This window comes from Hymenobacter sp. (assembly GCF_036388155.1).
Taxonomy (GTDB): Bacteria; Bacteroidota; Bacteroidia; order Cytophagales; family Hymenobacteraceae; genus Hymenobacter.
This window is the reverse complement of sequence record NZ_DASVSI010000106.1, coordinates 1-22,722: the sequence shown is the minus strand read 5'-3', so window position 1 is coordinate 22,722 and position 22,722 is coordinate 1. Positions and strand designations below refer to the sequence as shown.

Here is a 22,722-nt window from a genome sequence, read left to right as displayed (position 1 = left end):
CCTAGCTCACTGTGGGCGGGTTGGGGTACGGGTTGGGCGGCCCGCCGGCCAGTTGGCTTACCATGTCGTCCAGAATGCCTTTGCCGTACCCGATGCGGTGCGCGTATTCCTGACACAAGCCGTACTCGCGGGCATCAATTTCCCCGTCTTGCAGCATCATCTGCACCAGGGTTTGCAGCTCCAAAGTGCGCTGCAGGCCCTCGGCGGGCATCACGAAGCTCAGCACGCCCAGGTTGTCGGCAATGGGCATCACTTCTTCCGGCTGCAGCCCCAGCTTGTTGCCCAGCTGCAAAAGAAACTCGCTTTCCGCGGCGCTGAGCTCGCCATCGGCGGCGGCTACCAGCACCACGTTCTGAAAAAAGGCCAGCTTCTTTTGAGTGGTGTTCAACACCTCTTCAAGCGAATGGGTCTCCTGCATCGGTTTGCAAATTTTGGGCGAAAGGTGCCCCGTGGGACGTCGTCAGTGAACGACGCCCTAGCCGAAAGGTTATTGGCCGACGGGGATAGGCAGAACCGGCGCAGGCCGAATGCGGCAATGACTCAAGTGGTTATTTTTTTAGTTGCCATTCACGTCCAACCCTTCAGCAACAGCCAACAGGCTACTGCTTGTGTTCGTCTCCGCATAACTACCAGTTACGTACTCAATAGGGCGTGAGCTGCCTGTATTTGAATATGGCCATTCATGCACTAACTAGCGGGCAATTCTTCGCCGAATCTTCACCATCCGCCTGCTTTTCGCATGACCGACCAACTACTTATCGAGCAGAAAATAGCCGAGATTGCCGCCGTGGCCGACCTGCTGCCCGCCGTGGTGATTGTGCTGAACGAGGACTGCCGCCGGGTGCTGTACATGTCGGCCCGGGGCCTGGCCCAGCTGCGCATCACGCTGCCAGAACTGACGGCCATGGGAGAGGAATATTACGCCCGCTACTTCAACCCCGACGAAGCGCACGAGTACGTGCCCAAAATAGTTGGCCTGCTCCAACACGACGACCCCAGCCATTCGATTTCGTTCTTTCAACAAGTCCGCACCGGGCCGCAGCGCAGCTTCGAACTGCACCTGAGCACCGCGCGGGTGCTGGCGCGGGGGCAGCAAGGCCAGCCGCTGCTTACGCTCTGCTTGTCCTCGGCCATCGACAAGGACAGTCACCTCAATGCTAAAATTCAGCGGCTGTTGGACGAAAACGCCTTTCTTCGCGCCAACACCTCCCGCTTTGCCGGCCTCACCAGCCGCGAGCGCCAAGTGCTGGCCGGCATCAGCCGCGGCCAAAGCTCCGGGGAGATTGCGGAAATGCTGTACATCTCGGCCCAAACCGTGGATACCCACCGCCGCAACCTGCGCCACAAGCTAGAAGCCACCTCGTCCTTCGAGCTGGGCCAGTACGCCCGTGCGTTTGACTTGATATAGGCTAGACTTCGTTCGAAAGGTGCCGCTGTCGGAGCGGTGTGTGCACTTGCCACTGGCTTTTATTTCGTACCAAAGCGTCTGCAAGTCTTCTCAAGCAAAGCCATTCAGCCAGCCGAATACCGCCGCCGTCAACGCGCCGGCCAGCGTGTTGAGGAAGTTGACCACGTTGTTCGATAGCACGCCGCGCCGTTCGAGCGTGGCGCCCAGCAGCGAGTCGACCACATTGCCCACGGTGCCGGCCAGCACCAGCCACCAAAACCACGGGCCCCACCCTTGCCCCGCACAATAGGCCGCCGCCAGCACGCCGCTGCCCGCTACCCCCAGCAAAGTACCTTCCACGCTCACCACGCCGTTTTCGCCCCGCGTGTCGGGCCGAAAGGTGAGGACGTTCACGTAGCGGCTCCCGTAGACGTTGCCCAGCTCCGAAGCCAGCGTGTCGGCGGTGGCAGCGGCAAAGCTGCCGGCCAGCATCAGTTGCCCCAGTGGCGCGAAGGCGGCCAGGCGCCAGCTCAGCAGCCCCAGTACGGCCGCTACCCCGGCATTGGCCAGCACCTGCCCGGCGGTGCGCTGTCCTTTGTTTTCCTCGGCTAGGCCCAGCCGGCGCTTGTCGGCCACCCGCCACGCCGAGGCCGCCGTGCCCAAGGCAAAGAAGAGGGCCAGCTGCGTCAGCCCCGTGTATCCCGCTCCCAGAAGTATGCACGCCCCAACGGCCCCTCCCGTCCACACGCCCGCCAGAGTCAGCTTGCGTTTCCAGCGGCTGTACCCCATGCCCAACCCAAGAAGTAGCAGGCCAGGAATGTAGTGGAAAAGCAATTGCATGACCAAAAATAACGGTTGCCCGAGAAAGCAAAGGCTGCCTTTCCGTACCACAAACGAGGCTTTTCGAGAAGTGCGCGGGACTTGTCGTACCGCATAATCGCCTGTACAAACCACTTATGCCGCCTATTCCCAGTTCCTGGTAGTTGACGAAAAGTAGATTGCCTTCGCAGCCACATTCTCCCCCACCCGCCCGTAGCCCTTTCGAATACCCTCCCAGCATATCGGGCGGGCCAGCCGCTGCTTCGCCTCCAACGCTCCTCATTCACTTGCCGTAAGCACGGAAGAAAGGCGCGTTTCTGACTTATTCACCTTTCGCCTGGCTGCTCATGGCTGTAACTTCACAACGACTCGCCCACCAAGTGGCCCTCGTCACGGGCGCCAGCTCGGGCATTGGGGCCGCCGTGGCGCGCGCCCTGGCCGCCGCGGGCGCTGCCGTGGCCGTCAACTACTCCGGCCACCCCGAGGGAGCCGACGCCGTGGTCCGCGACATCGAAGCGGCGGGCGGCCGCGCCTTCAGCATGCGCGCCGACGTGAGCCGCGAAGACGAGGTGCAGGCCCTGTTCGCCGAAACCGTCCAGCGCTACGGCACGGTGCACATCCTGGTGGCCAACGCCGGCATTCAGCAGGACGCCAAGTTTGTGGACATGACCCTAGCCCAGTGGCAAAAAGTGCTGGACGTGAACCTGACCGGGCAGTTTCTGTGCGCCCGCGAGGCGGCCCGCGAGTTTTTGCGCCGGGGCCCGCAACCCGATATTTCCAAGGCCACGGGCAAAATCATCTGCATGAGTTCGGTGCATGAGGTCATTCCCTGGGCCGGGCACGTCAATTACGCCGCCAGCAAAGGGGGCGTCATGCTGCTCATGAAAAGCATGGCCCAGGAGCTGGCCGCGCACCGCATTCGGGTGAACGGCATCGGCCCGGGCGCCATCGCCACGCCCATCAACGAGGAGGCCCGCGATACTCCCGAAGAAGTGGAAAGCCTGCTCCGCCTCATTCCCTACGGCCGCGTGGGGCAGCCCGAGGACATCGGGCAGGTGGCCGCCTGGCTGGCTTCCGACGAGGCCGATTACATCACCGGCACCACCCTGTTCGCCGACGGCGGCATGCTGCTCTACCCCGGGTTTGAGTCGGGCGGCTAATGGCTCCCGAACTCCCCGCCGCGCCCAGGCCGCCGAGCCCGGCTCAGGCTGTCGCGCATTGAGGCGGTGCAGGCCCGGACGCTCTATTCATGCAGCCACAGATTCCTTGAGTTGTTCTTAAAAAAGCAAAAGCCCCGTTTCCACGATGGAAACGGGGCTTTATGTAGAGAGCGAGGGATTCGAACCCCCGGAGGTTTAACCCTCAACGGTTTTCAAGACCGCCGCAATCGACCACTCTGCCAGCTCTCTATAGCTGCTTGGTTGCACTGGTACTCATTCATGAAAAAGGCTTTTCCCAGCGCAGAAAAAGCCTTTAGTAGAGAAGGGGGGATTCGAACCCCCGATACCGTTGCCGGTATAACGGTTTTCGAAACCGTCGCATTCGACCACTCTGCCACCTCTCTAACAGGTTCCCCGAGTGATTGGGGAGTGCAAAAGTAAGAACGAATGAGGAATGAGGAAGGAAGAATGGCGAATTTTTATCACGAATTCTGTTATTCCGCTCACAATCAATGGCTCATTCTCCGTTTTTCAACTTCATCTGTTCGCGCAGCATCTGGCGCCGACGCCCCGTGACGGCATCCATGCTCACGTTGACTTCGAACCCGATGATGAGCGTCATGCACACGAATTCCAGCCATACCATGAAGCCCACCAGTGCCCCAATGGAGCCATAGAAGGTGTTGTAGGAATTGAAAATCCGGACGTAAAGCGTGAAGAGGAACGACACCAAGAAGATGAGCAGCGTGGCCACCACCGCGCCGGCCGACAGCAGCGGCCATTTGTCGTGCACGGGCGGCACGAAATAATAAATCACGCACGTATTGCTCAGAAACAAGCCCACCAAGGAGCCGTAACGGATGAGTGTAAGCACCAAATCGGTGAACCGTTCCGGCACGATTTCATAGAATACCAAACCGTCCATGAGGTAGGTTCCGAAGAAAATACCGGCAACCGCAAGCAGCAGTATCAACGACAGCACGAACGTCAGAATAGTGGCGATGAGACGCTTACGGATGTAGCTGCGATGCTTGAACCACGGGTATTTCTTTTCAAAAGCATCCAGCAACGCCATGATGCCATTGGAACTGAGCACCAGCGCCGTCACGAAACCGAACGAGAGCAAGCCACCGTGCGGAATGTTCACAATATCCTCAATGGTGCTAGCTGTGGCCGCGTACAACTCGCGCGGCATAAAATCGGCCAGGAACTGCAGGATGTCGACGTTCAGGTTTGGGATGTTGAGGTATTCGCTAAGAAACGGGATGAGCGTGAACAGGAAAATAATAGTTGGGAACAGGGCCACCGTGAGGTTGAAAGCCATGTAGGCGGCGCGCTTTTCCAGCGAGTCAAGCCGCAATTCGTGCAGAATGCGGTCGAGCACGTCGTAGAGCGAGGCCTGACCGCCGGGCAGCCGCAGTCGCTTCAGCCCCACAATCAGCCGCCGGTAGGGTCGCTGCTTGCGCACGTCGGGGAAGCGGGCACGGCGAATGGCGGCGGGGGCTTTCAAAAGGTGTGAATATTAAGGATTAGGTGCTGAATACCGTTACGAAGCGTCAACACGCAAAACACAAATTTCCTTCACTTGCCGAATGCGGCCGGCGCGGGCGCATCGGGTGGTACTGCGCCGGGCGTGGGCCGCATCGGGCTATCAATTTCGTCTTCGTTGAAGTAAGGAGCTAGCCGTTCTAGTATGCTGGCGGGCACGGGCACGGGCCGCCCGGTGGTCGTGTTTACGAATACCATGAGCGTATGGCCTTCGGTGAGCAGTTCCCGCGCCTCGTTATAGATTTCGTATTCGAACAGCACGCGCGAACCTTCGGCAGGCTGCTTCAGCAACAGTCGTACTGTGAGCAAATCATCGTAGCGCGCCGGGCGGCGAAACCGGGTGCGCAACTCCCCTACCGGCATGCCCACGCCCTCGGTTTCCAAGTCTTTGTACCGAATGCCCAGTTGCCGAAACGACTCCGTGCGGGCCACTTCGAAATACGCCGCGTAATTGCCGTGATAGACGTAGCCCATCTGGTCGGTTTCGGCGTAGCGCACACGGATTTGAATGTCGGAAGTGTACATAACCTATTTGTAATAGTTTTCCAAAGAGCGCTGCATACGGTACATCTTGCCCCGATAGCTAAATACTTTGTCCGCCGCAATGATGACGTCATAGTTACCATCGTGGTAAGCTAGCAGAATCTGATAGCGTGGCGTAAAAGGTTTGCTTTCACATTCAGAACTTTGATTCAAAAAGTCAGACAACAAATAATGTACGTTGCTGATGTTAAAACTATCAAGGCGCGCAACTTCGGGTATCAAGGTCTGTTCAAAGTGTTTGACCCGAGCGTATCGAATTAAATCTGGGTCAATCTGTACGGTTTGCTTACAACTGACAATCAGCCCACAGCAAACTAACAATAAACTGTAGCGGGTATGCTTCATGAAAATTACTTCATAATACCGCTACGGTTCAGCGCGGCCTGGTAGCGGCGGGCATTCACGAGGTGCCCGGTTTCGTTGGTGGCAAAGGCGTGGTAGCCACTGAAGTCTTCCTTGGCGCAGAAATAGAGGTAGTTGTTGCTTTCCGGCTGAAGCACGGCGTCGATGCTGGCAATGCTGGGCAGATTGATGGGACCGGGCGGCAAGCCACCGTACTTATAGGTGTTGTAGGGCGAGTCCTTGGCCAGGTGTACGTTGAGCACGCGCTTGATGGTGAAGTCGCGGTTGGCGTATACCACGGTGGGGTCGGCCTGCAACTTCATGCCGCGCTTGAGGCGGTTGAGGTAGACGCCCGCAATGCGGGGCCGCTCGTCGGCGTGCTGCTGCTGCTCGGCTTCCACAATGCTGGCCAGGGTGCTCACTTGGGCGCGGGTCAGCTTGAGCTTCTCGCGTTGGGCATCGCGGGCCGGCGTCCAGAACTTCTCGTACTCCTTCTTCATGCGCTGCATGAGATTTTTGGCCGACGTGTTCCAGTACAGCTCGTAGGTGTTCGGGATGAACATGCTGAGCACGGTGGTGGTGTCGAAACCCAGGCTGCGGGTGTAGGCGGGGCTGCTCAGCAGCGAGTCGATTTGCCGCGGCTGGGCGTCAATCTGCCCCGACAGCTTATCGGCCAGCTCGCTTCGCAGCCGCACGTTGGTGAACGTGAGCTTGAGCGGCGACTGCAGCCCGGCCTTGAGCACGTTGACGAGCTGGCGGTTGGTGAAGCCGTCTTTCAGCTCGTAGCGGCCGGGCTTCACGTGCTCGGGGTACTTCATCAGCTTGGCCACGAAGTGCAGCGAAAGCTTGTCGACCACCACGCCCGTGGCGTCGATTGTTTTCAGGGCCGCCTTCCAGTCGTCGCCGCGGTGCACGATGACGAAGGTGGGCTTGCCCTTGGTCTCGACGTTGGCGGTGAAGAATACCTGGTAGAAATAATAAGAGAAGCACACCAACGCCAGCGTGAAAATGATGCTGACCGTGGCCCAGCGCCGGCGGCGTTTCAGGGCTTCGTCGCGGCGTTCGAGGATAGACTTTTGGGCAGGCTGAGACATGGGAATTCAAAAGAAAAGCAAGGGACGGCGCCAAAAGTACGAAGCCGGGCAACCGTAGCGCGCAAGCTGCTGCCGAGTTGTTTCGTTTCGGCCGGCCGTAGTACCTTGCCCGCGCCTTTGGCCCGCCCTGGCGACGTACTGCCCCCGCTGCTCCCCAACGACCGGCCGTCGCAGGCTGTTCCCTCATCAAATTGTCCGTTTTTCCCATGCCCGCTACTCTCGTCCGCATTCACCCCGAAAATCCACCACAAAGCCGTATTCAGCAAGTTGTTGACGTGTTGCGCAAAGGCGGGGTCATCATTTACCCCACCGATACGGTGTATGGCATCGGCTGTGACGTGACCAATGCCAAGGCCGTGGAAAAAGTGTGCCGCATCAAAGGGCTGCACCCCGAGAAAGCCAACCTGAGCTTCATTTGCTACGACCTGTCGCACATCTCCGACTACGCCCACGGCATTACCACGTCCACCTACAAAGTCATCAAGAAAGCCCTTCCCGGCCCGTTCACTTTCCTGTTTGAAGCCAGCGCCAACGCCCCGCGCTTTGGCGGCACCAAGCGCAAAACGGTCGGCATCCGGGTGCCCGACAACCAGATTATCCGGCAACTGGTGAAAGAACTGGGCAACCCCATCGTGAGCACATCGGTGCGCGAAAGCGAAGAAACACTGGAAGAATACGTAACCGACCCAGACCTCATTTATGAGAAGTACCGCCTGTTGGTCGACCTCGTTATCGACGGCGGCTTCGGCGGCAACACCCCCAGCACCATCATCGACTGCACCAACGACGATTTTGAACTGGTGCGCCAAGGCGCCGGCGACATCGAGCCTTATTTATAGGTGAGGTGTGAAATGGTGAGGTGGTGAGTTTGATGTTTTAGCTGCGCATATGGCGCAAACTGAACATCAAACTCACCACCTCATCATTTCACACCTCACCTCTTATGCTTCCAGCGGCGGTGCGTCCAGAGGTATTGTTCGGGCGCGGCGTGGATGTCTTGCTCCAATTGGCGGGCGAAGGCTTCAATGATGACGGTGCTGTTGGCCGGCAGGGCAGCTTCGCCGTCGTAGAGTTCCGTGAACGAAAATTCGTAGTAGCCGCGGCGGCGGCGCCGGATGGTCACGTACAGCACAGCGCAGCCAAAACGGGCCGCCAACCGGTCGGTGCTGGTGTAAAAGCCCGCCTCCTGGTTCATGAATTGGGTCCAGTGGGGCCGGTCCTCGGGCCCGGCGGCCTGGTCCGACACCAGGCTCAGCAGGTGGGCTTCGCCGCGGTGGGCCACCATTTCGCGCATCACCTGGCTCATGGGCACCAGCGCGGCGCCCGTTCGGGAGCGCACAAACCGCATGAATTCTTCGAAGAATGGGTTGCTCAAGGGCTTGTACACCCCGTCGATGGGCGCAGCCAACCACAGCGGGGCCGCGGCCAGCACCCACTCCCAGTTGCCGGCGTGCGAAGCCAGCCCCAGCACCGTGCGGCCCTGCGCAAAATGCCGGTCGGCCAGTTCCGGGTTCAGCAGCACCATTCGGCGCTTGAGGTCGGCGGCACGCAGCGCAGGCAGCTTCATGATTTCCACCATCACCTGCGCAAAGTGCCGGTAGAACGCCTTGCCGGTTTGCTCGATTTCGGCCGCTGACTTTTCGGGGAAGCTGTTGCGCAAATTCTCCGTCACCACCCGCCAACGGTAGCGCACCACGTAAGCCAGCAGGAAGTAGATGCCCTCGGCCACCACATAAAGCAGCGGCAGTGGTAGGTGCGCTAGGCCCAGCAGCAGCCAGCGCAACGGTTCAAAATACCAAGCGTAGGGCCTTGCTCCTGCTGGCCGGGCGCCTTTGGCCTTGCTCATCGGGGCACTGCGGCGCCGTCGGGCGCGTATTCATTGGGGTTTCGTTGGCCCACGGCGCGGTGGCCGGTCAGCAGCGTTTTGCCGCCGGGCCCGCCGTACACTTCTATAAACAGCGTGAACGGCCCCTCAGGCAGCGGGCCCATCGGCAGCTGGCCCACCACCGTGGTGGGGCGCCCGCTCTGGGGCGTGAGGGTAGCGTCGGCATCGGCCGCCGAGCCGTCGGGCGTGGTGAGGTGGTAATGCACTCGCAAGGGCTGGCCAGCCGGAGCATTGAGCAGTTCGGTGTAGAAAAACACGTTTTCAGCACCGCGGGCATAGGCATTGCCGGGCGCACGAGTAAGGCGGTACCCGCCCCGGGCAAAATTGTCGTCGCCACCACTGCGCACTGCCGGCTTCGCCAAGAGCACCACATCGGTGAGGAACGGCCCTTTGGGCTCTTCCAGCACCAGGGGTTTTTCCACCGTGGTCTCGCCGCCGGTGCTGCGGTACTGGTCCTTCACGGTGCCCCGCAAGGTGTATTTGCCATCGGGCAGCATCACCCGCTTCAAAAAGCTCTGCGGGTTTTTGATGGCAATGGTGGTGTCGGTAAGGACGGGCGGCTTCAGGGTAATGACCTCGCGGTAGGCGGGCTTGCCGTCGGCTTTCAGGATTTCCAACGTCACGGTAGCCGCCGACTGAAACGCCTTGGGCGCCCGCTGCCGGTAGGTCAGCGACTGGGTGGGCACGGTCACGTACACTTCCACTTCCGCGCCCTTTTCCACCTTATTCAGATTGCGAAAACGGGCCACGTCGATGATGATTTGGGGCGGCCGCGCTTGGGCCCCCAACGAGGCAACCAGCGAGAGCAGGAAGGCAGTAACTAGCAGGAAGGAACGCATGGCGCAAAAGTAACAATGTGAAGCTGGGCCTTGGCCGTGCCCGTTCTTTACCGAAAATCCGTGCCATTCCTTCCATCAATCCGCTGCCTCCGTGATTCTGCTCACCGAACTTCACTACCACCCGCCCGCTGAGTTTTTTGCCAAATTGCTCGGGACCGATGCCTTGCTGCTCGAAGCGCACGAGCACTACCGCAAACAGACCTACCGCAACCGCTGCCTCATTCGCACGGCCCAGGGCGTGCAGCCCCTCACCGTGCCGGTAATCGACGGGAATCGGGCCGAAAAAGTGAAGTCGTCGGCCATCGAAATTGACTATCGCCAGAATTGGATTCACCGCCACTGGCGCACCTTGCAAACTGCCTACGGCAATAGTCCGTATTTTGAGTATTACGCCGACTACTTGCACGACATCTACGTAAGTAAACCGGCATTGCTCTTCGACCTGAACCTGGCGTTCCTGCGATTGCTGCTGCGGTGCCTCCGCCTGACATTACCGGTAGTCACCACCACCGAATACCACGTTCAGTATCCCATCTCCGCGCAACCTTTTTCCCTTAATAGTGGTCTGAATGATAGGCTGCTGGCCGTTGCGGACCAACGCGACTGCTTGACACCTAAAAATCCTGTCATTAGCCCCGAACCTGACACTCCGGCAGCCTCCCCCCGGGTGCGGCCCTATCCACAAGTGTTTGGCCCAGGTTTTGAGCCAGGCTTGAGCATCCTCGACCTGCTTTTCTCGCAGGGCCCGGCGGCTGGCAATTTTCTGCGGTAATCTGTAAATTTTACAATAACCTGCAAATTTCTGCTGACGTTAGATTAACTTAACCTTTCTCGGGTCTCGTGCCCGAACCTTCGCCCGAACCGGCTTGTTTTCAAGTCACATCGGCCCAACCCGTCATTCGTGTTATCGCCCGACGCGGGGCTTATTTGATTTTTCACTACGTTTATTGGCATGGAAGCTAAATTCTCAAACCGCGTCAAAGAGGTCATTTCCCTCAGCCGGGAAGAGGCCATCCGTCTCGGTCACGACTACATCGGCACCGAGCACCTGCTGCTCGGCATGATTCGGGAGGCTGAAGGCACTGCCCTTGGCCTGCTGCGCAAGCTGGGCGTGAGCATCGACGAGTTGAAGTTCTCGCTGGAGCAAGCCACGCGCAACACCAGCACGCCGGGCACCAGCATTACCGGCTCGATTCCGCTCACGAAGCAGACCGAGAAGGTGCTGAAGATAACCTATTTGGAGGCCAAAATCTTCAAGTCTGAAATCATCGGCACCGAACACCTGCTGTTGTCTATCCTGCGGGACGAAGACAATATTTCCTCTCAAATTCTCTCCAAGTTTAACGTGAACTACGAAACTGTGCGCGACTCGCTGGATTACCACGGTAACGCCTCGCCGAGCCCCAAAGCCGGCCCGGACACCGACGACGACGATAACGACAAGCTGTTTGGCTCTTCTGGCCCAGGTGGCCGCGGCAGCTCCGGCAGCTCGGCCACCAAGAAGCCCGGTGAAAAATCGCGCACCCCGGTGCTCGACAACTTCGGCCGCGACCTCACCAAGCTAGCCGAGGACGACAAGCTCGACCCCATCGTAGGCCGTGAAAAAGAAATTGAGCGCGTGGCCCAAATCCTGAGCCGCCGCAAAAAAAACAACCCCATCCTCATCGGTGAGCCCGGCGTGGGTAAAACCGCCATCGCCGAAGGTCTCGCTCTGCGCATCATCCAGAAAAAGGTAAGCCGCGTGCTGTTCAATAAGCGCGTTGTAACCCTGGACTTGGCTTCGCTGGTGGCTGGTACCAAGTACCGCGGCCAGTTCGAAGAGCGCATGAAGGCCGTGATGAACGAGCTGGAGAAGTCGCCTGACGTGATTCTGTTCATTGACGAGCTGCACACCATCGTGGGCGCCGGCGGTGCTTCGGGCTCGCTCGACGCCTCGAACATGTTCAAGCCGGCCTTGGCCCGCGGCGAGATTCAATGCATCGGCGCCACCACGCTGGACGAGTACCGTCAGTACATCGAGAAAGATGGTGCTCTGGCCCGTCGTTTCCAGATGGTGATGGTGGACCCCACCACACCCGAGGAGACCATCGAAATATTGCACAACATCAAGGACAAATATCAGGACCACCACCACGTGGTGTATACCGATAAGGCCATTGAGCAGTGCGTGATGCTGTCGGACCGCTACATGAGCGACCGTTTCCTGCCGGACAAAGCCATCGACATTCTTGACGAGGCTGGTGCCCGCGTGCACATCAACAACATCGTGGTGCCCGAGGACATTCTCACGCTCGAAGAGCAGATTGAGAACATCAAAGGCGAGAAAAACCGCGTGGTGAAATCGCAGAAATACGAGGAAGCCGCCAAGCTCCGCGACACTGAGAAGAAACTGCTTGACCAACTCGAAGCAGCTAAGAAGAGCTGGGAAGAGGAGACCAAGAAGAAGCGCTACACGGTGAAAGAGGAGAACGTGGCTGAGGTAATCGCCATGATGACCGGCATCCCCGTTTCGCGCGTGGCCCAGAACGAAAGCCAGAAACTCCTCAACATGAATGAGGAGCTGCAAGGCAAAGTAATTGGCCAGGACAAAGCCATCAAGCAGTTGGTTAAAGCCATTCAGCGCACCCGTGTGGGCTTGAAGGACCCCAAGAAGCCTATTGGTTCGTTCGTTTTCCTCGGCCCAACGGGTGTGGGTAAGACGGAGTTGGCCAAGGTGCTCGCCACCTACCTCTTCGACAAGGAAGATGCGCTGGTGCGCGTCGATATGTCGGAGTACATGGAGAAGTTCAGCGTATCGCGCCTGGTGGGCGCGCCTCCCGGCTATGTAGGTTACGAAGAGGGCGGCCAGCTGACGGAGAAAATCCGCCGCAAGCCGTACTCGGTAATCCTGCTGGATGAGATTGAAAAAGCTCACCCAGACGTTTACAACCTGCTCCTGCAGGTGCTGGATGACGGCATCCTGACCGACGGCCTCGGCCGCAAGGTTGACTTCCGGAATACCATCATCATCATGACCTCGAACATCGGGGCGCGTGACTTGCAGGACTTCGGCGCTGGCATCGGCTTCGGCACGAAGGCCCGCGAAGCCAACATGGATGAGTTGACCAAGGGCACCATCACCAACGCCCTGAAGAAAACTTTCTCGCCCGAATTCCTGAACCGTTTGGATGACGTCATCGTCTTCAACTCGCTCGAGAAAAAGGACATCCACAAAATCATCGACATCAGCCTCAGCAAGCTCCTCTCGCGGGTGCAGGCCCTGGGCTACCGCGTCGAGCTGACCGAAGCGGCCAAGGATTTTGTGTCGGACAAAGGCTACGACCCGAAATACGGTGCTCGCCCCCTGAACCGCGCCATCCAGAAGTACATCGAAGACCCGATTGCTGAGGAAATCCTGAAGGCTCAAGTGGTGCACGGCGACGTGATTACCGCCGACTACGCCGAAGGCGCCGAGGACCTGACCTTCGCCGTGACGAAAAGCGGCGAAGCCCAGAACCTCGCCAGCGACGAGCGCCCGGCCGAAACGCCGGAAGCGCCCGACACGGACGCGAAGAAGTAATTGCTTTGAGCAAGTGAAAACGGCTGGTTTCCGAAAGGAAGCCAGCCGTTTTTTAGTTTAGCACCTTGGTCTTACCAGTCACTAGTCATTCAGCATGATAAAAACATTTCCTCAATTGCATACAATCAGCCTATTGCTGCTCTTGCCGGCAGCGGCCGTGGCGCAGGACCAAAAGCCCGAACTGCCCTACAATGCCAACTTGGTGATAAAGCAGCCAGAAGTTGGCGCGGGCAACCCGGCTTTCACCCCATCTCCCGAAGTCCGCGGCATGAAGGCGTTGGCCGACGGCAAAGTGTACTGGGTTTCGACCGATGGCCAGTCGTTGATGGCATATCAGGCAAACCGCATGGTGTGGAAAGCAGACGTGGTGGCGGCCTGTCCCGCCGTGGTTGGCGAACGCAAAATTCACAAGGTGGTGCTCGGTTCAAACACCGTTTTTGTGCGGGTGGGCGACCGCACGTTCGCTGAGGTAAACACCGTCACCGGTAAAATCACGCCGGCTAACGTGCAGAAGGACTAGATTCGCTGTGTTACAGCGCGTTTTGGTGGCCGGCCCATTTTTTGGGTCGGCTTTTTTGTGGTTTACCCATTAACTTGAGCCCCGTTTCTAACAAGTATTACAGAATTTAAAAGAGCTATAGCTTCCTTATCATGAATCTTCTGCAAAGAGCGGCCCTGGCTGGGGCGGGGATGGCACTCTCCGGTGGCGCCATGGCGCAGTCGGCGCCAGTGGCACCGGTTAAGCCCAAGGTGTTTGACAATTTCGGCATCCAGCGAATTGATAATTACTACTGGCTCAACCAGCCCACCGACCCCGATGTGCTGAAATACCTGAACGCCGAAAATACCTATTACGACAAGCAAATGGCCGGGGCGCAGGCTACGCAGCAAAAGCTGGTGGCCGAAATAAAGGGCCGCATCAAGCAGGAAGACGCCTCGGTGCCCTACCGGGACAACGGGTACTACTATTATTCCCGCTTCGACAAGGGCGGCGAATACCCCGTGTATTGCCGCAAAAAGGGCAGCCTCGTTGAGAGCGAAGAGGAACTGCTTGACGTGAACGCCCTGGCAAAGGGCCGGCCCTATTATCAGGTCGGCGACTGGGCCGTGAGCGACAACAACCAGTTGCTGGCTTACTCGGCCGACACCGTGAGCCGGCGCCTGTACACGCTGCGCTTCAAGAACATTGTCACCGGCCAGCTCTACCCCGAACGCATCCACAACACGGGCGGCGAAGTGGTGTGGGCGGCCGACAATAAGAACGTCTTTTATACCAAAAAGGACGTGACTACCCTCCTGCCCTACCAAGTATACCGGCATACGCTGGGCACCGACCCTAAGGGCGATGCCTTGGTGTACGAGGAGCGCGACAACACCTTCAACGTGGGGGTGAGTCGCACGAAGTCAAAGAAATACATCGGCATTGAGCTGGCCAGCTCTCTGTCTTCGGAGTACCGCTACATAGAGGCCAATGCGCCCACGGTGCAGCCCAAGGTGTTTCAGCGCCGCGAAAAGGACCACCTCTACAACGTAGAGCACCTGGAAGACAAGTTCTACATTCGGACCAATTGGCAGGCCCCCAACTACCGCCTGATGGTGACGCCGGTAGCTAACACGGCCAAAGCCAGCTGGACCGATGCGCTGACGCGGCACCCCGAAATTTTCCTTGACAACTTCGAACTGTTCAAAGATTACTTCGTACTCAACGAGCGCAAAGGCGGCCTGCGCCAGCTGCGGGTGGTGAGCTGGCGCGACAAGCAGGAGCACTACCTGCAGTTCGACGAGCCGGCGTACACGGCTACCATTGGCATCAACGCCGAGCAGGACACGCCCCTGCTGCGTTACAATTACACGTCGCTGGCCACGCCGCCGTCCACGTTTGAATACGACATGAGCACCCGCACCAGCACGCTGCTGAAGGAGCAGCCCGTGCTGGGCGGTTTCGACAAGCGCGACTACGTGACGGAGCGCGTGTTTGTGAAGTCACGGGACAACAAGTTCATCCCGATGTCCATCGTGTACAAGAAAGGCACGAAGCTGGACGGCACCGCGCCGCTGCTGCAGTACGCTTACGGTTCTTACGGCTTCTCGCAAGACCCTACTTTCAGCGCCGCCCGCTTGAGCTTGCTGAACCGCGGCTTCGTGTATGCGCTATGCAACATCCGCGGCGGCCAGGAAATGGGGCGGCAGTGGTTTGAGGACGGACGGATGCTGAACAAGAAAAACAGTTTCAACGATTTCATTGACTGCTCGCTGTACCTCACCAAGCCGCAGGAAGTCACGGTGGGCACGGCCAAGGTGAAAAAGCAGTTCACCGCGACCGACAAGCTGTTTGCCATGGGCGGCAGCGCGGGCGGCCTGCTCATGGGCGCCGTGCTCAACATGCGCCCCGACCTCTACAAGGGCGTTGTTGCGGCCGTGCCGTTCGTAGACGTGGTCACAACCATGTCGGACCCCACCATTCCGCTTACCACCAGCGAGTACGACCAGTGGGGCAACCCGGCCGACGAAGAGTATTTTCAGTACATGCTCTCCTACTCGCCCTACGACAACGTGCAGGCACAAGCGTACCCTAACATTCTTGTCACCACCGGTTTGCACGACTCGCAGGTGCAGTACTACGAGCCCGCCAAATGGGTAGCCAAGCTCCGCGCCATGAAGACCGACAAAAACCAGCTGCTCTTGCACACCGACATGACTGCCGGGCACGGCGGGGCTTCGGGCCGCTTCAAGTCCATCGACGACACGGCGCGGCAGTACGCTTTCATGCTACAACTGCTGGGCAAGAATCTGTAAACCCGACGCAAATCATTGCTAAAACGTCATGCCGGGCGCAGCCGAGGCATTTCGCGCGGAGTAGTAAATCCAGTTGATTGGATTGCCACTCCAGGCGAGGCAGCCTCGGCTGCGCCCGGCATGACGTTCTTTTTATTTTATTGTCTGCTGTAGGAGCCTGCTGCCTCATAATCTACCCGTAACCTACCTTTGGGCTCCCATTCCCGCCCGTCATTTCCGGCGCCGCGCTAATCCCTGCTCATGCCCGACCCGCACGCTCACGCCCATCTTTCCAAAACCGAACTGCTGGCCCGCAAAAACGAAGAAGCCCTTCTCGGCGGTGGCCAAGCCCGCATCGATTCCCAACACCAAAAAGGCAAACTCACGGCCCGCGAACGCATCGACCTGCTGATGGACGAAGGCTCGTTCGAAGAAATCGGCAAGTTTGTGATGCACCGCGCCAAAGACTTTGGCCTCGACAAAGAGCACTACCTCGGCGACGGTGTGGTGACCGGCTATGGCACCGTGAACGGCCGCTTGGTGTACGTTTTCTCGCAGGACTTCACGGTTTTTGGCGGCTCGCTCAGCGAAACGCACGCCGAGAAAATCGTGAAAATCATGGACCTGGCCATGAAGAACGGCGCGCCCGTGATTGGCCTCAACGACTCCGGTGGCGCCCGCATTCAGGAAGGCGTGGTGAGCCTGGGTGGCTACGCCGACATCTTTTATAAGAATACGCTGGCTTCGGGCGTGGTGCCGCAGCTGTCGGCCATCATGGGGCCGTGCGCGGGCGGCGCGGTATACTCGCCCGCCATTACGGACTTCATTCTGATGGTGGAGCACACGAGCTACATGTTCGTGACCGGTCCTAACGTGGTGAAGACCGTGACGCACGAAGAAGTGACCAGCGAGGAGCTCGGCGGGGCCAGCACTCACTCGGCCAAAAGCGGCGTCACGCACTTCAGCTGTGCCAACGAGGTGGCCTGCATCACGCACCTCAAGCAGTTGCTGAGCTACATGCCGCAGAACTGCGAAGAAACCGCTCCCGCGCAGCCTTACGAGGCCACCGGTGACGAAAGCCGGCCGGTGCTGGACGCGGTGATTCCTGATAATGCCAACCAGCCCTACGACATGCGTGAGGTAATCGAAGGCATCATCGACGAAGGCTCATTCCTGGAAGTGCACCAGAATTTCGCCGAGAACATCGTAGTGGGTTTTGCGCGGCTGGCCGGGCGCAGCATTGGCATTGTGGGCAACCAGCCGGCCGTGCTCGCCGGCGTGCTCGACATCAACGCCAGCACCAAGGCCGCGCGCTTCGTGCGCTTCTGCGACTCGTTCAACATCCCGCTGCTGGTGCTGGAAGACGTGCCTGGTTTCCTGCCCGGCACCGACCAGGAGTGGCGCGGCATCATCACCAACGGCGCCAAGCTGCTCTACGCCTTCTGCGAAGCCACGGTGCCGCGCATCACCGTCATCACCCGCAAAGCCTATGGCGGCGCCTACGACGTGATGAACTCCAAGCACATCGGGGCCGACATGAACTACGCCTGGCCTACCGCCGAAATCGCGGTGATGGGCGCCAAGGGCGCGGCCGAAATTATCTTTAAACGCGAAATTGCTCTGGCTGCCGACCCCGCCGCCAAGCTGCAGGAGAAGGTAGACGAGTACCAGGAGAAGTTCGCCACACCCTACCGGGCCGCCCACCGCGGCTTTGTGGACGAGGTCATTCTGCCCTCGCAAACCCGGCAAAAGCTCATCCGGGCGTTCAAGATGCTGGAAAACAAAGTGGACGTGTTGCCCCGCAAAAAGCACGGCAACATCCCGCTGTAAATGGCGGGGTCCGACTCTTTCCACGTTCGCCGGTCGACGCCAGCCGACGCGCCGGCCGTGCGCGCCCTGTACCAACGGGTGGCCCGCGAAAGCGGAGGCCTGGCCCGCCAAGCCGAGGAAGTGAGCGCCGAATACGTGGCCCACTTCCTGGCGCGCAGCCAAGCGCAGGGCGTGGGCCTGGTAGCGGAGCTAGATGGAGCAGTGGTGGGCGAAATCCACACCTACGCCTCCGGCTTGCAAATTTTTTCCCACGTACTCGGCGACCTCACCGTGGCCGTCGACGCCAGCGTGCAGGGCCGCGGCCTGGGCCGGCAGCTGTTTGGAATGCTGCTGGCCCAGGTGCAAGCCCAGTTTCCGGAAGTGCGCCGCGTGGAGTTGCTGGTGCGCGAGACCAATAGCCGCGCCATTGCCCTTTATAAGCAGCTGGGCTTCTGTCCAGAAGGTCGGTTGGAGGGGCGCGTGGCGGGCTTGCACGGCTTTGAGGCCGACATTCCCATGGCTTGGCACGCGCCGCACTCGAGCCAAACATCGTAGCTTGCCGCCCGTATTGCTGTTTTCGAATTTGCTATTCCCATGCGTCCTGAATCGTTCTCCTTCCTCCAAACCTACCTCAACAACCCCTCGCCTACTGGCTTCGAGAAAGAAGGCCAGAAGCTGTGGTTGGAATACATCAAGCCCTACATCGACGAATACTTTGTCGACACCTACGGCACCGTGGTGGGGGTCATCAACCCCAAAGCGAAGTACAAAGTCGTCATCGAGGCGCATGCCGACGAGATTTCCTACTTCGTGAACTACATCACCAAGGAGGGCTACATCTACCTGCGCCGCAACGGCGGCTCCGACCCGCTGGTGGCGCCCAGCAAGCGCGTGAATATTTTCGGCGAGAAAGGCATCGTGAAGGCCGTGTTCGGCTGGCCCGCCATCCACGTGCGCAAGGTGGAACAGGACAAAGCCCCGACCATCGAAACCGTGTTTCTGGACTGCGGCGCCAGCAGCGCCGAAGAAGTGGAAGAACTGGGCGTGCACGTGGGCTCCGTGGTCACGTTTGAGGACGAGTTCACGGTGCTGAACGACAAGTTCTACGTGGGCCGCGCGCTCGACAACCGCGTGGGCGGCTTCATGATAGCCGAAGTGGCCCGCATGCTGAAAGAAAAAAAGAAGAAGCTGCCCTTTGGTCTCTACATCGTGAATGCGGTGCAGGAGGAAATTGGCCTCCGCGGCGCCGAAATGGTGGCCCACCGCATCAATCCCAATGTGGCCATCATCACGGACGTGACGCACGACAGCCAGGCACCGATGTACGAGAAAAAGACCTCGGGCGACATTTCCTGCGGCAAGGGTCCGGTAATCACCTACGGCCCGGCCGTGCAAAACAACCTGCGCGACCTCATCATCGACACCGCCAAGCAGGCCGACATTCCCTTCCAGCGCGCCGCCGCCACCCGCGCCACTGGCACCGACACGGACGCTTTTGCCTACTCCGGTTCCGGCGTGGCTTCGGCCCTGATTTCGCTGCCGTTGAAATACATGCACACTACCGTGGAAACGGTGCACAAAGAAGACGTCGAGAACGTGACCCGCCTGATTTACGAGACGCTGCTGCGCATCGAAGACGGCCAGGATTTCCGCTACTTCAACTAGGACGTGTGGACAGTAAACTAACAGAACGTCATGCAGCGCGCAGCGAAGCATCTTGCCTGCTTCATAAGTAGTGACAGCACGCAAGATGCTTCGCTGCGCGCTGCATGACGTTCTTTATTTAGTAGGAATCCTTAGTCCACACACCCTGGGTTAGAATCCTTGTCTGTCATCCTGAGCGCAGCGAAAGACCTTCTCAAGCCAGAACTTATCGTTCAGCGGTGAGAAGGTCCTTCGCTGCGCTCAGGATGACGGACAAGGAGGACAGTTTTACATGGAGCTACCGCTGATTCCTGCCCTCCCGCTCACCGTCACCGACCAAATGGGCCGGCGCGTGGCGGTGCCGTTTCCTCCGCAACGCATCGTGTCGCTGGTACCGTCGCAAACCGAGCTGCTGTTTGATTTAGGGCTAGGTGAGAAAGTGGTTGGCGTCACCAAATTTTGCATTCATCCTGCTGAAGCTCGCAGCAAAACAGCAGTAATTGGCGGCACGAAAAATTTTGACTTTGAAAAAATCGCCGCACTCCAACCCGATTTAATTATCGGGAACAAAGAAGAAAATTACCAGGCCGGAATCGAGCAGCTGGCCGCTGACTTTCCGGTGTGGCTAAGCGACATCAGCAACTTGCCCGAGGCGCTGGACATGATTCGCCGCGTCGGCTTCATTGCCGGAGCCAAAGAGCGGGGCGAAGCTTTGGCGGCGCAGATTGACGCCTCTTTCGCTGAATTAGCAACGCCACATTCGGCTGCTATCCCGGTAGCTTATTTCATTTGGAAAAAGCCCTACATGGTAGCTGCCACCGGCACGTTTATCGACGACATGCTGCGGCGCGCAGGCTTCCGCAATGCATTGGCCGGCCTGAGCCGCTACCCCGAAATAACCGCTGAGCAATTGGCCGCTGCTGCTCCGCAACGCATTTTCTTGTCTTCCGAACCCTACCCGTTCGGCGAAAAGCACTTGGCCGAATTCCAGGCAATCTGCCCGGCGGCCAAGGTTGAAATTGTCGACGGCGAATTATTCAGCTGGTACGGCAGTCGCTTGCGCCACTCCGCGGCATACTTCAGTCAGCTACGGTGACGGCGAAACCGCTTTTGGTGAGCTCGCTCCAGAATTGGGGGTAAGATTTTTTGACCACTCCGGGGGTTTCAATGAGCAGCGGGCCGCGCATGGCCAGCGGCGCAAATGCCATGGCCATCCGGTGGTCGTGGTAGGTGGCCACGGATTGATTAGCCACCGCAAACCCCTCCGATGCGGCCCGAAAACGACCTTCGGCAACTTCCCGCAGGCTCCCGCCAAACTTAGCCAGCTCCGTTTGCAGGGCCGCAATGCGGTCGGTTTCCTTAATGCGCAGGCTTTCCAAGCCGGTCATGTCCACGGGTCGGTTGAGGGCGGCGGCCACCACGGCCACGGTCTGGGCCAAGTCGGGGCAATCGGTAAAGTCGACCGTCAACTCGGCCCACTCCGCAGCCAGGGCGTGCTGCTTGAGGTGTACTCCATCGGCCAGGAAGGTGGTTTCTATCCCAAAGTGCTGCATTATCTCCACAATGGCCTGGTCGCCCTGCAAGGAATCGCGCCGCAGCCCCGGCAAGGTAATTTCGGAACACTCCGGCGCCAGCGCCACCAGCGAATACCAGTAGCTGGCAGCCGACCAGTCCGACTCCACGGTGTAGTCGGTGGGTTGGTAAGCGCCCGGGCGCACCAGCAACGTGTTGCCCTCGGCCGAGCAGTCGGCGCCGAAGCGCTGCATCAGGGCCACGGTCATGTTGATGTAGGGCCGCGAACCCACGTGCCCGGTAAGCTGCAACCGCAGGCCGCCGGGCAGCCGCGGCCCTACCATCAACAGCGCCGAAATGTATTGGCTGCTGATGTCGCCGCGCACGGCTAGCTCGGTTGGCTGGGTAGCGTCGGCGGCCGCGAAACCGGCTAGCTCCAGCGGGGGGTAGCCTTCATTGTTCAGGTAGCTGATGCTGGCGCCGGCCTGCCGGAGCGCCTCTACGAGCACGCCAATGGGCCGTTCCTGCATGCGTGGGGTGCCCGTGAGCTGGCCGCGCCAATCGGTAACGGCGAGGTACGCCGTGAGGAAGCGCATGACGGTGCCGGCATCTTCGGCGTCGAGCCGGTTGGTGCCCGGCGCAGCGGCCAACAGGCGGCGCATGAGCTCGGTGTCGTGGGCGTCGGAAAGGTTGTGGAGGGTGCCGCCGCCGGCGAGGGCTTGCAGAATGAGGGCGCGGTTAGCTTCGCTTTTGGAGGCCGGAAGTTGGGCAGTGCCGCGCAGCGGACCACCAGACCAGGTTAAGTTAGTTGACAAATAGTTGGTTGTTAGTTGTTGGTTGTCTGTTGTTAGTTGTCCGTTGCTCGTTGTCCGCTGTTTGCTGTTCGTTGCCAGAACGTGCTAACAACCAATAACTAACAACTAAAAGCCAACAACAGACAACTAGATTCGATGATAATAGCGCAACGACGCTGCGATTTCGGCCACGGTCACCGGCTGGTCATACACCCCGTTGCCGATGCCTTCGAGCAAGGTGCAATTGATGGTGGCGCCCGAATTTTTCTTGTCTTGCAACGCGAACTCAGCGATGGCTTCGGTTTCGAGCCCGACAAACGACAGCTTGTCGAACACTGAGAACACGAAAGTCTCGATTTTGTCCAGCTCATCGGTGCTCAGCAGGCCGCGCTGCACCGACAGCCAGCTCTCGCACACCAAGCCGGCCGCCACAGCCTCGCCGTGCAGCGCCTCGCGGCCGGGCTGGGCAAGCAAGTAGCTTTCGAGGGCGTGCCCCACGGTGTGGCCGAAATTGAGCAGCTTGCGCGGGCCGCTTTCCAGGGGGTCTTGGGCCACGATGCGCTGCTTGAGCGCGACCGACTCGCGGATGATGTCGGTCCAGTCGTCGGTGAGCCAGCCCAGGCGGCGGTGCTGGTCGAAAGCGGCCGCGTCGGCAATGAGCCAGTGCTTGAGCACTTCGGCGTAGCCCGATTTCGTTTGGCGCGGGTCGAGGGTGTGGAGGAAGCGGGGTTCGACGAAGACAGCAGCCGGAGCCTGAAACACCCCCAGCTGGTTTTTAAACCCTTGAAAATCGATGCCCGTTTTGCCGCCTATGCTGGCGTCTACCTGCGCCAGCAGCGTGGTGGGCACTTGCACAAACCGGATGCCGCGTTTGTAGAGCGCCGCCACAAAACCGCCCAAGTCGGTGACCACGCCGCCGCCCAGGTTTACCAGCACCGCGTGGCGGTCGGCGCGCTGCTCGGTGAGCTGGCTCCACACGGTTTCGCAGCTGGCCAGGGTTTTATATTCTTCG

The 22,722-nt window shown here is 59.3% G+C and carries 21 protein-coding genes and 2 tRNA genes; 11 read left to right on the top strand and 12 right to left on the bottom strand.

Features of this window, described 5'->3' with window-relative positions:
- Position 1: 1 nt before the first annotated feature.
- A complete protein-coding gene (locus tag VF629_RS14915; RefSeq protein ID WP_331059289.1) occupies positions 2 to 391 on the bottom strand; it encodes a hypothetical protein in 390 nt (129 codons plus the stop codon).
- Positions 392 to 739: 348 nt separating this feature from the next.
- Between VF629_RS14915 and VF629_RS14910 the strand changes: the two genes are divergently transcribed.
- On the top strand, positions 740 to 1,408 hold the full coding sequence (locus VF629_RS14910; protein ID WP_331059288.1) for a helix-turn-helix transcriptional regulator: 669 nt from the start codon (positions 740 to 742) through the stop codon (positions 1,406 to 1,408).
- 90 nt (positions 1,409 to 1,498) lie between these two features.
- Here the strand turns inward: VF629_RS14910 and VF629_RS14905 are convergent, their stop codons facing one another.
- Complete coding sequence (locus VF629_RS14905) at positions 1,499 to 2,227, bottom strand: DUF92 domain-containing protein (protein ID WP_331059287.1); 729 nt, start codon at positions 2,225 to 2,227, stop codon at positions 1,499 to 1,501.
- Between the two features lie 326 nt (positions 2,228 to 2,553).
- Here VF629_RS14905 and VF629_RS14900 point away from each other — a divergent pair, with 326 nt between their 5' ends.
- Complete coding sequence (locus VF629_RS14900) at positions 2,554 to 3,366, top strand: glucose 1-dehydrogenase (protein ID WP_331059286.1); 813 nt, start codon at positions 2,554 to 2,556, stop codon at positions 3,364 to 3,366.
- Positions 3,367 to 3,530: 164 nt separating this feature from the next.
- Here VF629_RS14900 and VF629_RS14895 read toward each other — a convergent pair.
- The 6 genes from VF629_RS14895 to mltG form a co-directional block, all read right to left on the bottom strand.
- Positions 3,531 to 3,615 (bottom strand) — tRNA-Ser (locus VF629_RS14895).
- Positions 3,616 to 3,683: 68 nt separating this feature from the next.
- A tRNA-Ser gene (locus VF629_RS14890) sits at positions 3,684 to 3,770 on the bottom strand.
- Positions 3,771 to 3,883: 113 nt separating this feature from the next.
- Positions 3,884 to 4,876, bottom strand: coding sequence for a YihY/virulence factor BrkB family protein (locus tag VF629_RS14885; RefSeq protein WP_331059285.1), 993 nt, complete (start codon positions 4,874 to 4,876; stop codon positions 3,884 to 3,886).
- Positions 4,877 to 4,947: 71 nt separating this feature from the next.
- The gene (locus VF629_RS14880) at positions 4,948 to 5,439 is read right to left on the bottom strand and encodes a thioesterase family protein (protein WP_331059284.1); all 492 of its coding nucleotides are present in this window, start codon (positions 5,437 to 5,439) and stop codon (positions 4,948 to 4,950) included.
- 3 nt (positions 5,440 to 5,442) lie between these two features.
- Entirely contained in the window at positions 5,443 to 5,802 is a 360-nt protein-coding gene (locus VF629_RS14875) for a hypothetical protein (protein ID WP_331059283.1), read from the bottom strand.
- A 5-nt stretch (positions 5,803 to 5,807) separates the two neighbouring features.
- Entirely contained in the window at positions 5,808 to 6,893 is a 1,086-nt protein-coding gene (gene mltG / locus VF629_RS14870; RefSeq protein ID WP_331059282.1) for an endolytic transglycosylase MltG, read from the bottom strand.
- Positions 6,894 to 7,099: 206 nt separating this feature from the next.
- Between mltG and VF629_RS14865 the strand changes: the two genes are divergently transcribed.
- Positions 7,100 to 7,732, top strand: a complete 633-nt coding sequence (locus VF629_RS14865; RefSeq protein WP_331059281.1) for an L-threonylcarbamoyladenylate synthase — start codon at positions 7,100 to 7,102, stop codon at positions 7,730 to 7,732.
- Positions 7,733 to 7,827: 95 nt separating this feature from the next.
- Here VF629_RS14865 and VF629_RS14860 read toward each other — a convergent pair whose 3' ends face one another.
- Complete coding sequence (locus tag VF629_RS14860) at positions 7,828 to 8,739, bottom strand: lysophospholipid acyltransferase family protein (RefSeq protein WP_331059280.1); 912 nt, start codon at positions 8,737 to 8,739, stop codon at positions 7,828 to 7,830.
- On the bottom strand, positions 8,736 to 9,617 hold the full coding sequence (locus VF629_RS14855) for a hypothetical protein (RefSeq protein WP_331059279.1): 882 nt from the start codon (positions 9,615 to 9,617) through the stop codon (positions 8,736 to 8,738). Before VF629_RS14855 ends, VF629_RS14860 begins: the two co-directional genes overlap by 4 nt.
- Positions 9,618 to 9,708: 91 nt before the next feature.
- Here VF629_RS14855 and VF629_RS14850 point away from each other — a divergent pair, with 91 nt between their 5' ends.
- The 8 genes from VF629_RS14850 (at position 9,709) to VF629_RS14815 (ending at position 20,500) form a co-directional block, all read left to right on the top strand.
- Positions 9,709 to 10,389: a WbqC family protein gene (locus VF629_RS14850; protein ID WP_331059278.1), complete on the top strand. Its 681-nt coding sequence runs from the start codon at positions 9,709 to 9,711 to the stop codon at positions 10,387 to 10,389.
- 180 nt (positions 10,390 to 10,569) lie between these two features.
- Positions 10,570 to 13,176, top strand: a complete 2,607-nt coding sequence (locus VF629_RS14845) for an ATP-dependent Clp protease ATP-binding subunit (RefSeq protein WP_331059277.1) — start codon at positions 10,570 to 10,572, stop codon at positions 13,174 to 13,176.
- A 115-nt stretch (positions 13,177 to 13,291) separates the two neighbouring features.
- On the top strand, positions 13,292 to 13,696 hold the full coding sequence (locus tag VF629_RS14840; RefSeq protein WP_331059276.1) for a hypothetical protein: 405 nt from the start codon (positions 13,292 to 13,294) through the stop codon (positions 13,694 to 13,696).
- A gap of 131 nt (positions 13,697 to 13,827) precedes the next feature.
- Positions 13,828 to 15,972, top strand: a complete 2,145-nt coding sequence (locus tag VF629_RS14835; protein ID WP_331059275.1) for a S9 family peptidase — start codon at positions 13,828 to 13,830, stop codon at positions 15,970 to 15,972.
- Between the two features lie 240 nt (positions 15,973 to 16,212).
- Positions 16,213 to 17,781, top strand: a complete 1,569-nt coding sequence (locus VF629_RS14830) for an acyl-CoA carboxylase subunit beta (RefSeq protein ID WP_331059274.1) — start codon at positions 16,213 to 16,215, stop codon at positions 17,779 to 17,781.
- Positions 17,782 to 18,315 (top strand): N-acetyltransferase, encoded by a 534-nt coding sequence (locus tag VF629_RS14825; protein WP_331059273.1) that lies wholly within the window; start codon positions 17,782 to 17,784, stop codon positions 18,313 to 18,315.
- Positions 18,316 to 18,354: 39 nt separating this feature from the next.
- Positions 18,355 to 19,425 carry a M42 family metallopeptidase gene (locus VF629_RS14820; protein ID WP_331059272.1) on the top strand — a complete coding sequence of 357 codons (1,071 nt, stop codon included), beginning with the start codon at positions 18,355 to 18,357 and terminating at the stop codon, positions 19,423 to 19,425.
- 271 nt (positions 19,426 to 19,696) lie between these two features.
- Complete coding sequence (locus VF629_RS14815) at positions 19,697 to 20,500, top strand: helical backbone metal receptor (protein WP_331059271.1); 804 nt, start codon at positions 19,697 to 19,699, stop codon at positions 20,498 to 20,500.
- Here VF629_RS14815 and VF629_RS14810 read toward each other — a convergent pair.
- Both VF629_RS14810 and VF629_RS14805 read right to left on the bottom strand, forming a co-directional pair.
- Positions 20,484 to 21,731 carry a 3-phosphoshikimate 1-carboxyvinyltransferase gene (locus tag VF629_RS14810; RefSeq protein WP_331059270.1) on the bottom strand — a complete coding sequence of 416 codons (1,248 nt, stop codon included), beginning with the start codon at positions 21,729 to 21,731 and terminating at the stop codon, positions 20,484 to 20,486. The genes VF629_RS14815 and VF629_RS14810 overlap by 17 nt on opposite strands.
- 126 nt (positions 21,732 to 21,857) lie before the next feature.
- Positions 21,858 to 22,722, bottom strand: an 865-nt coding sequence (locus VF629_RS14805; RefSeq protein WP_331059269.1) for a 3-dehydroquinate synthase family protein, incomplete at its 5' end; no start/stop codon positions are given.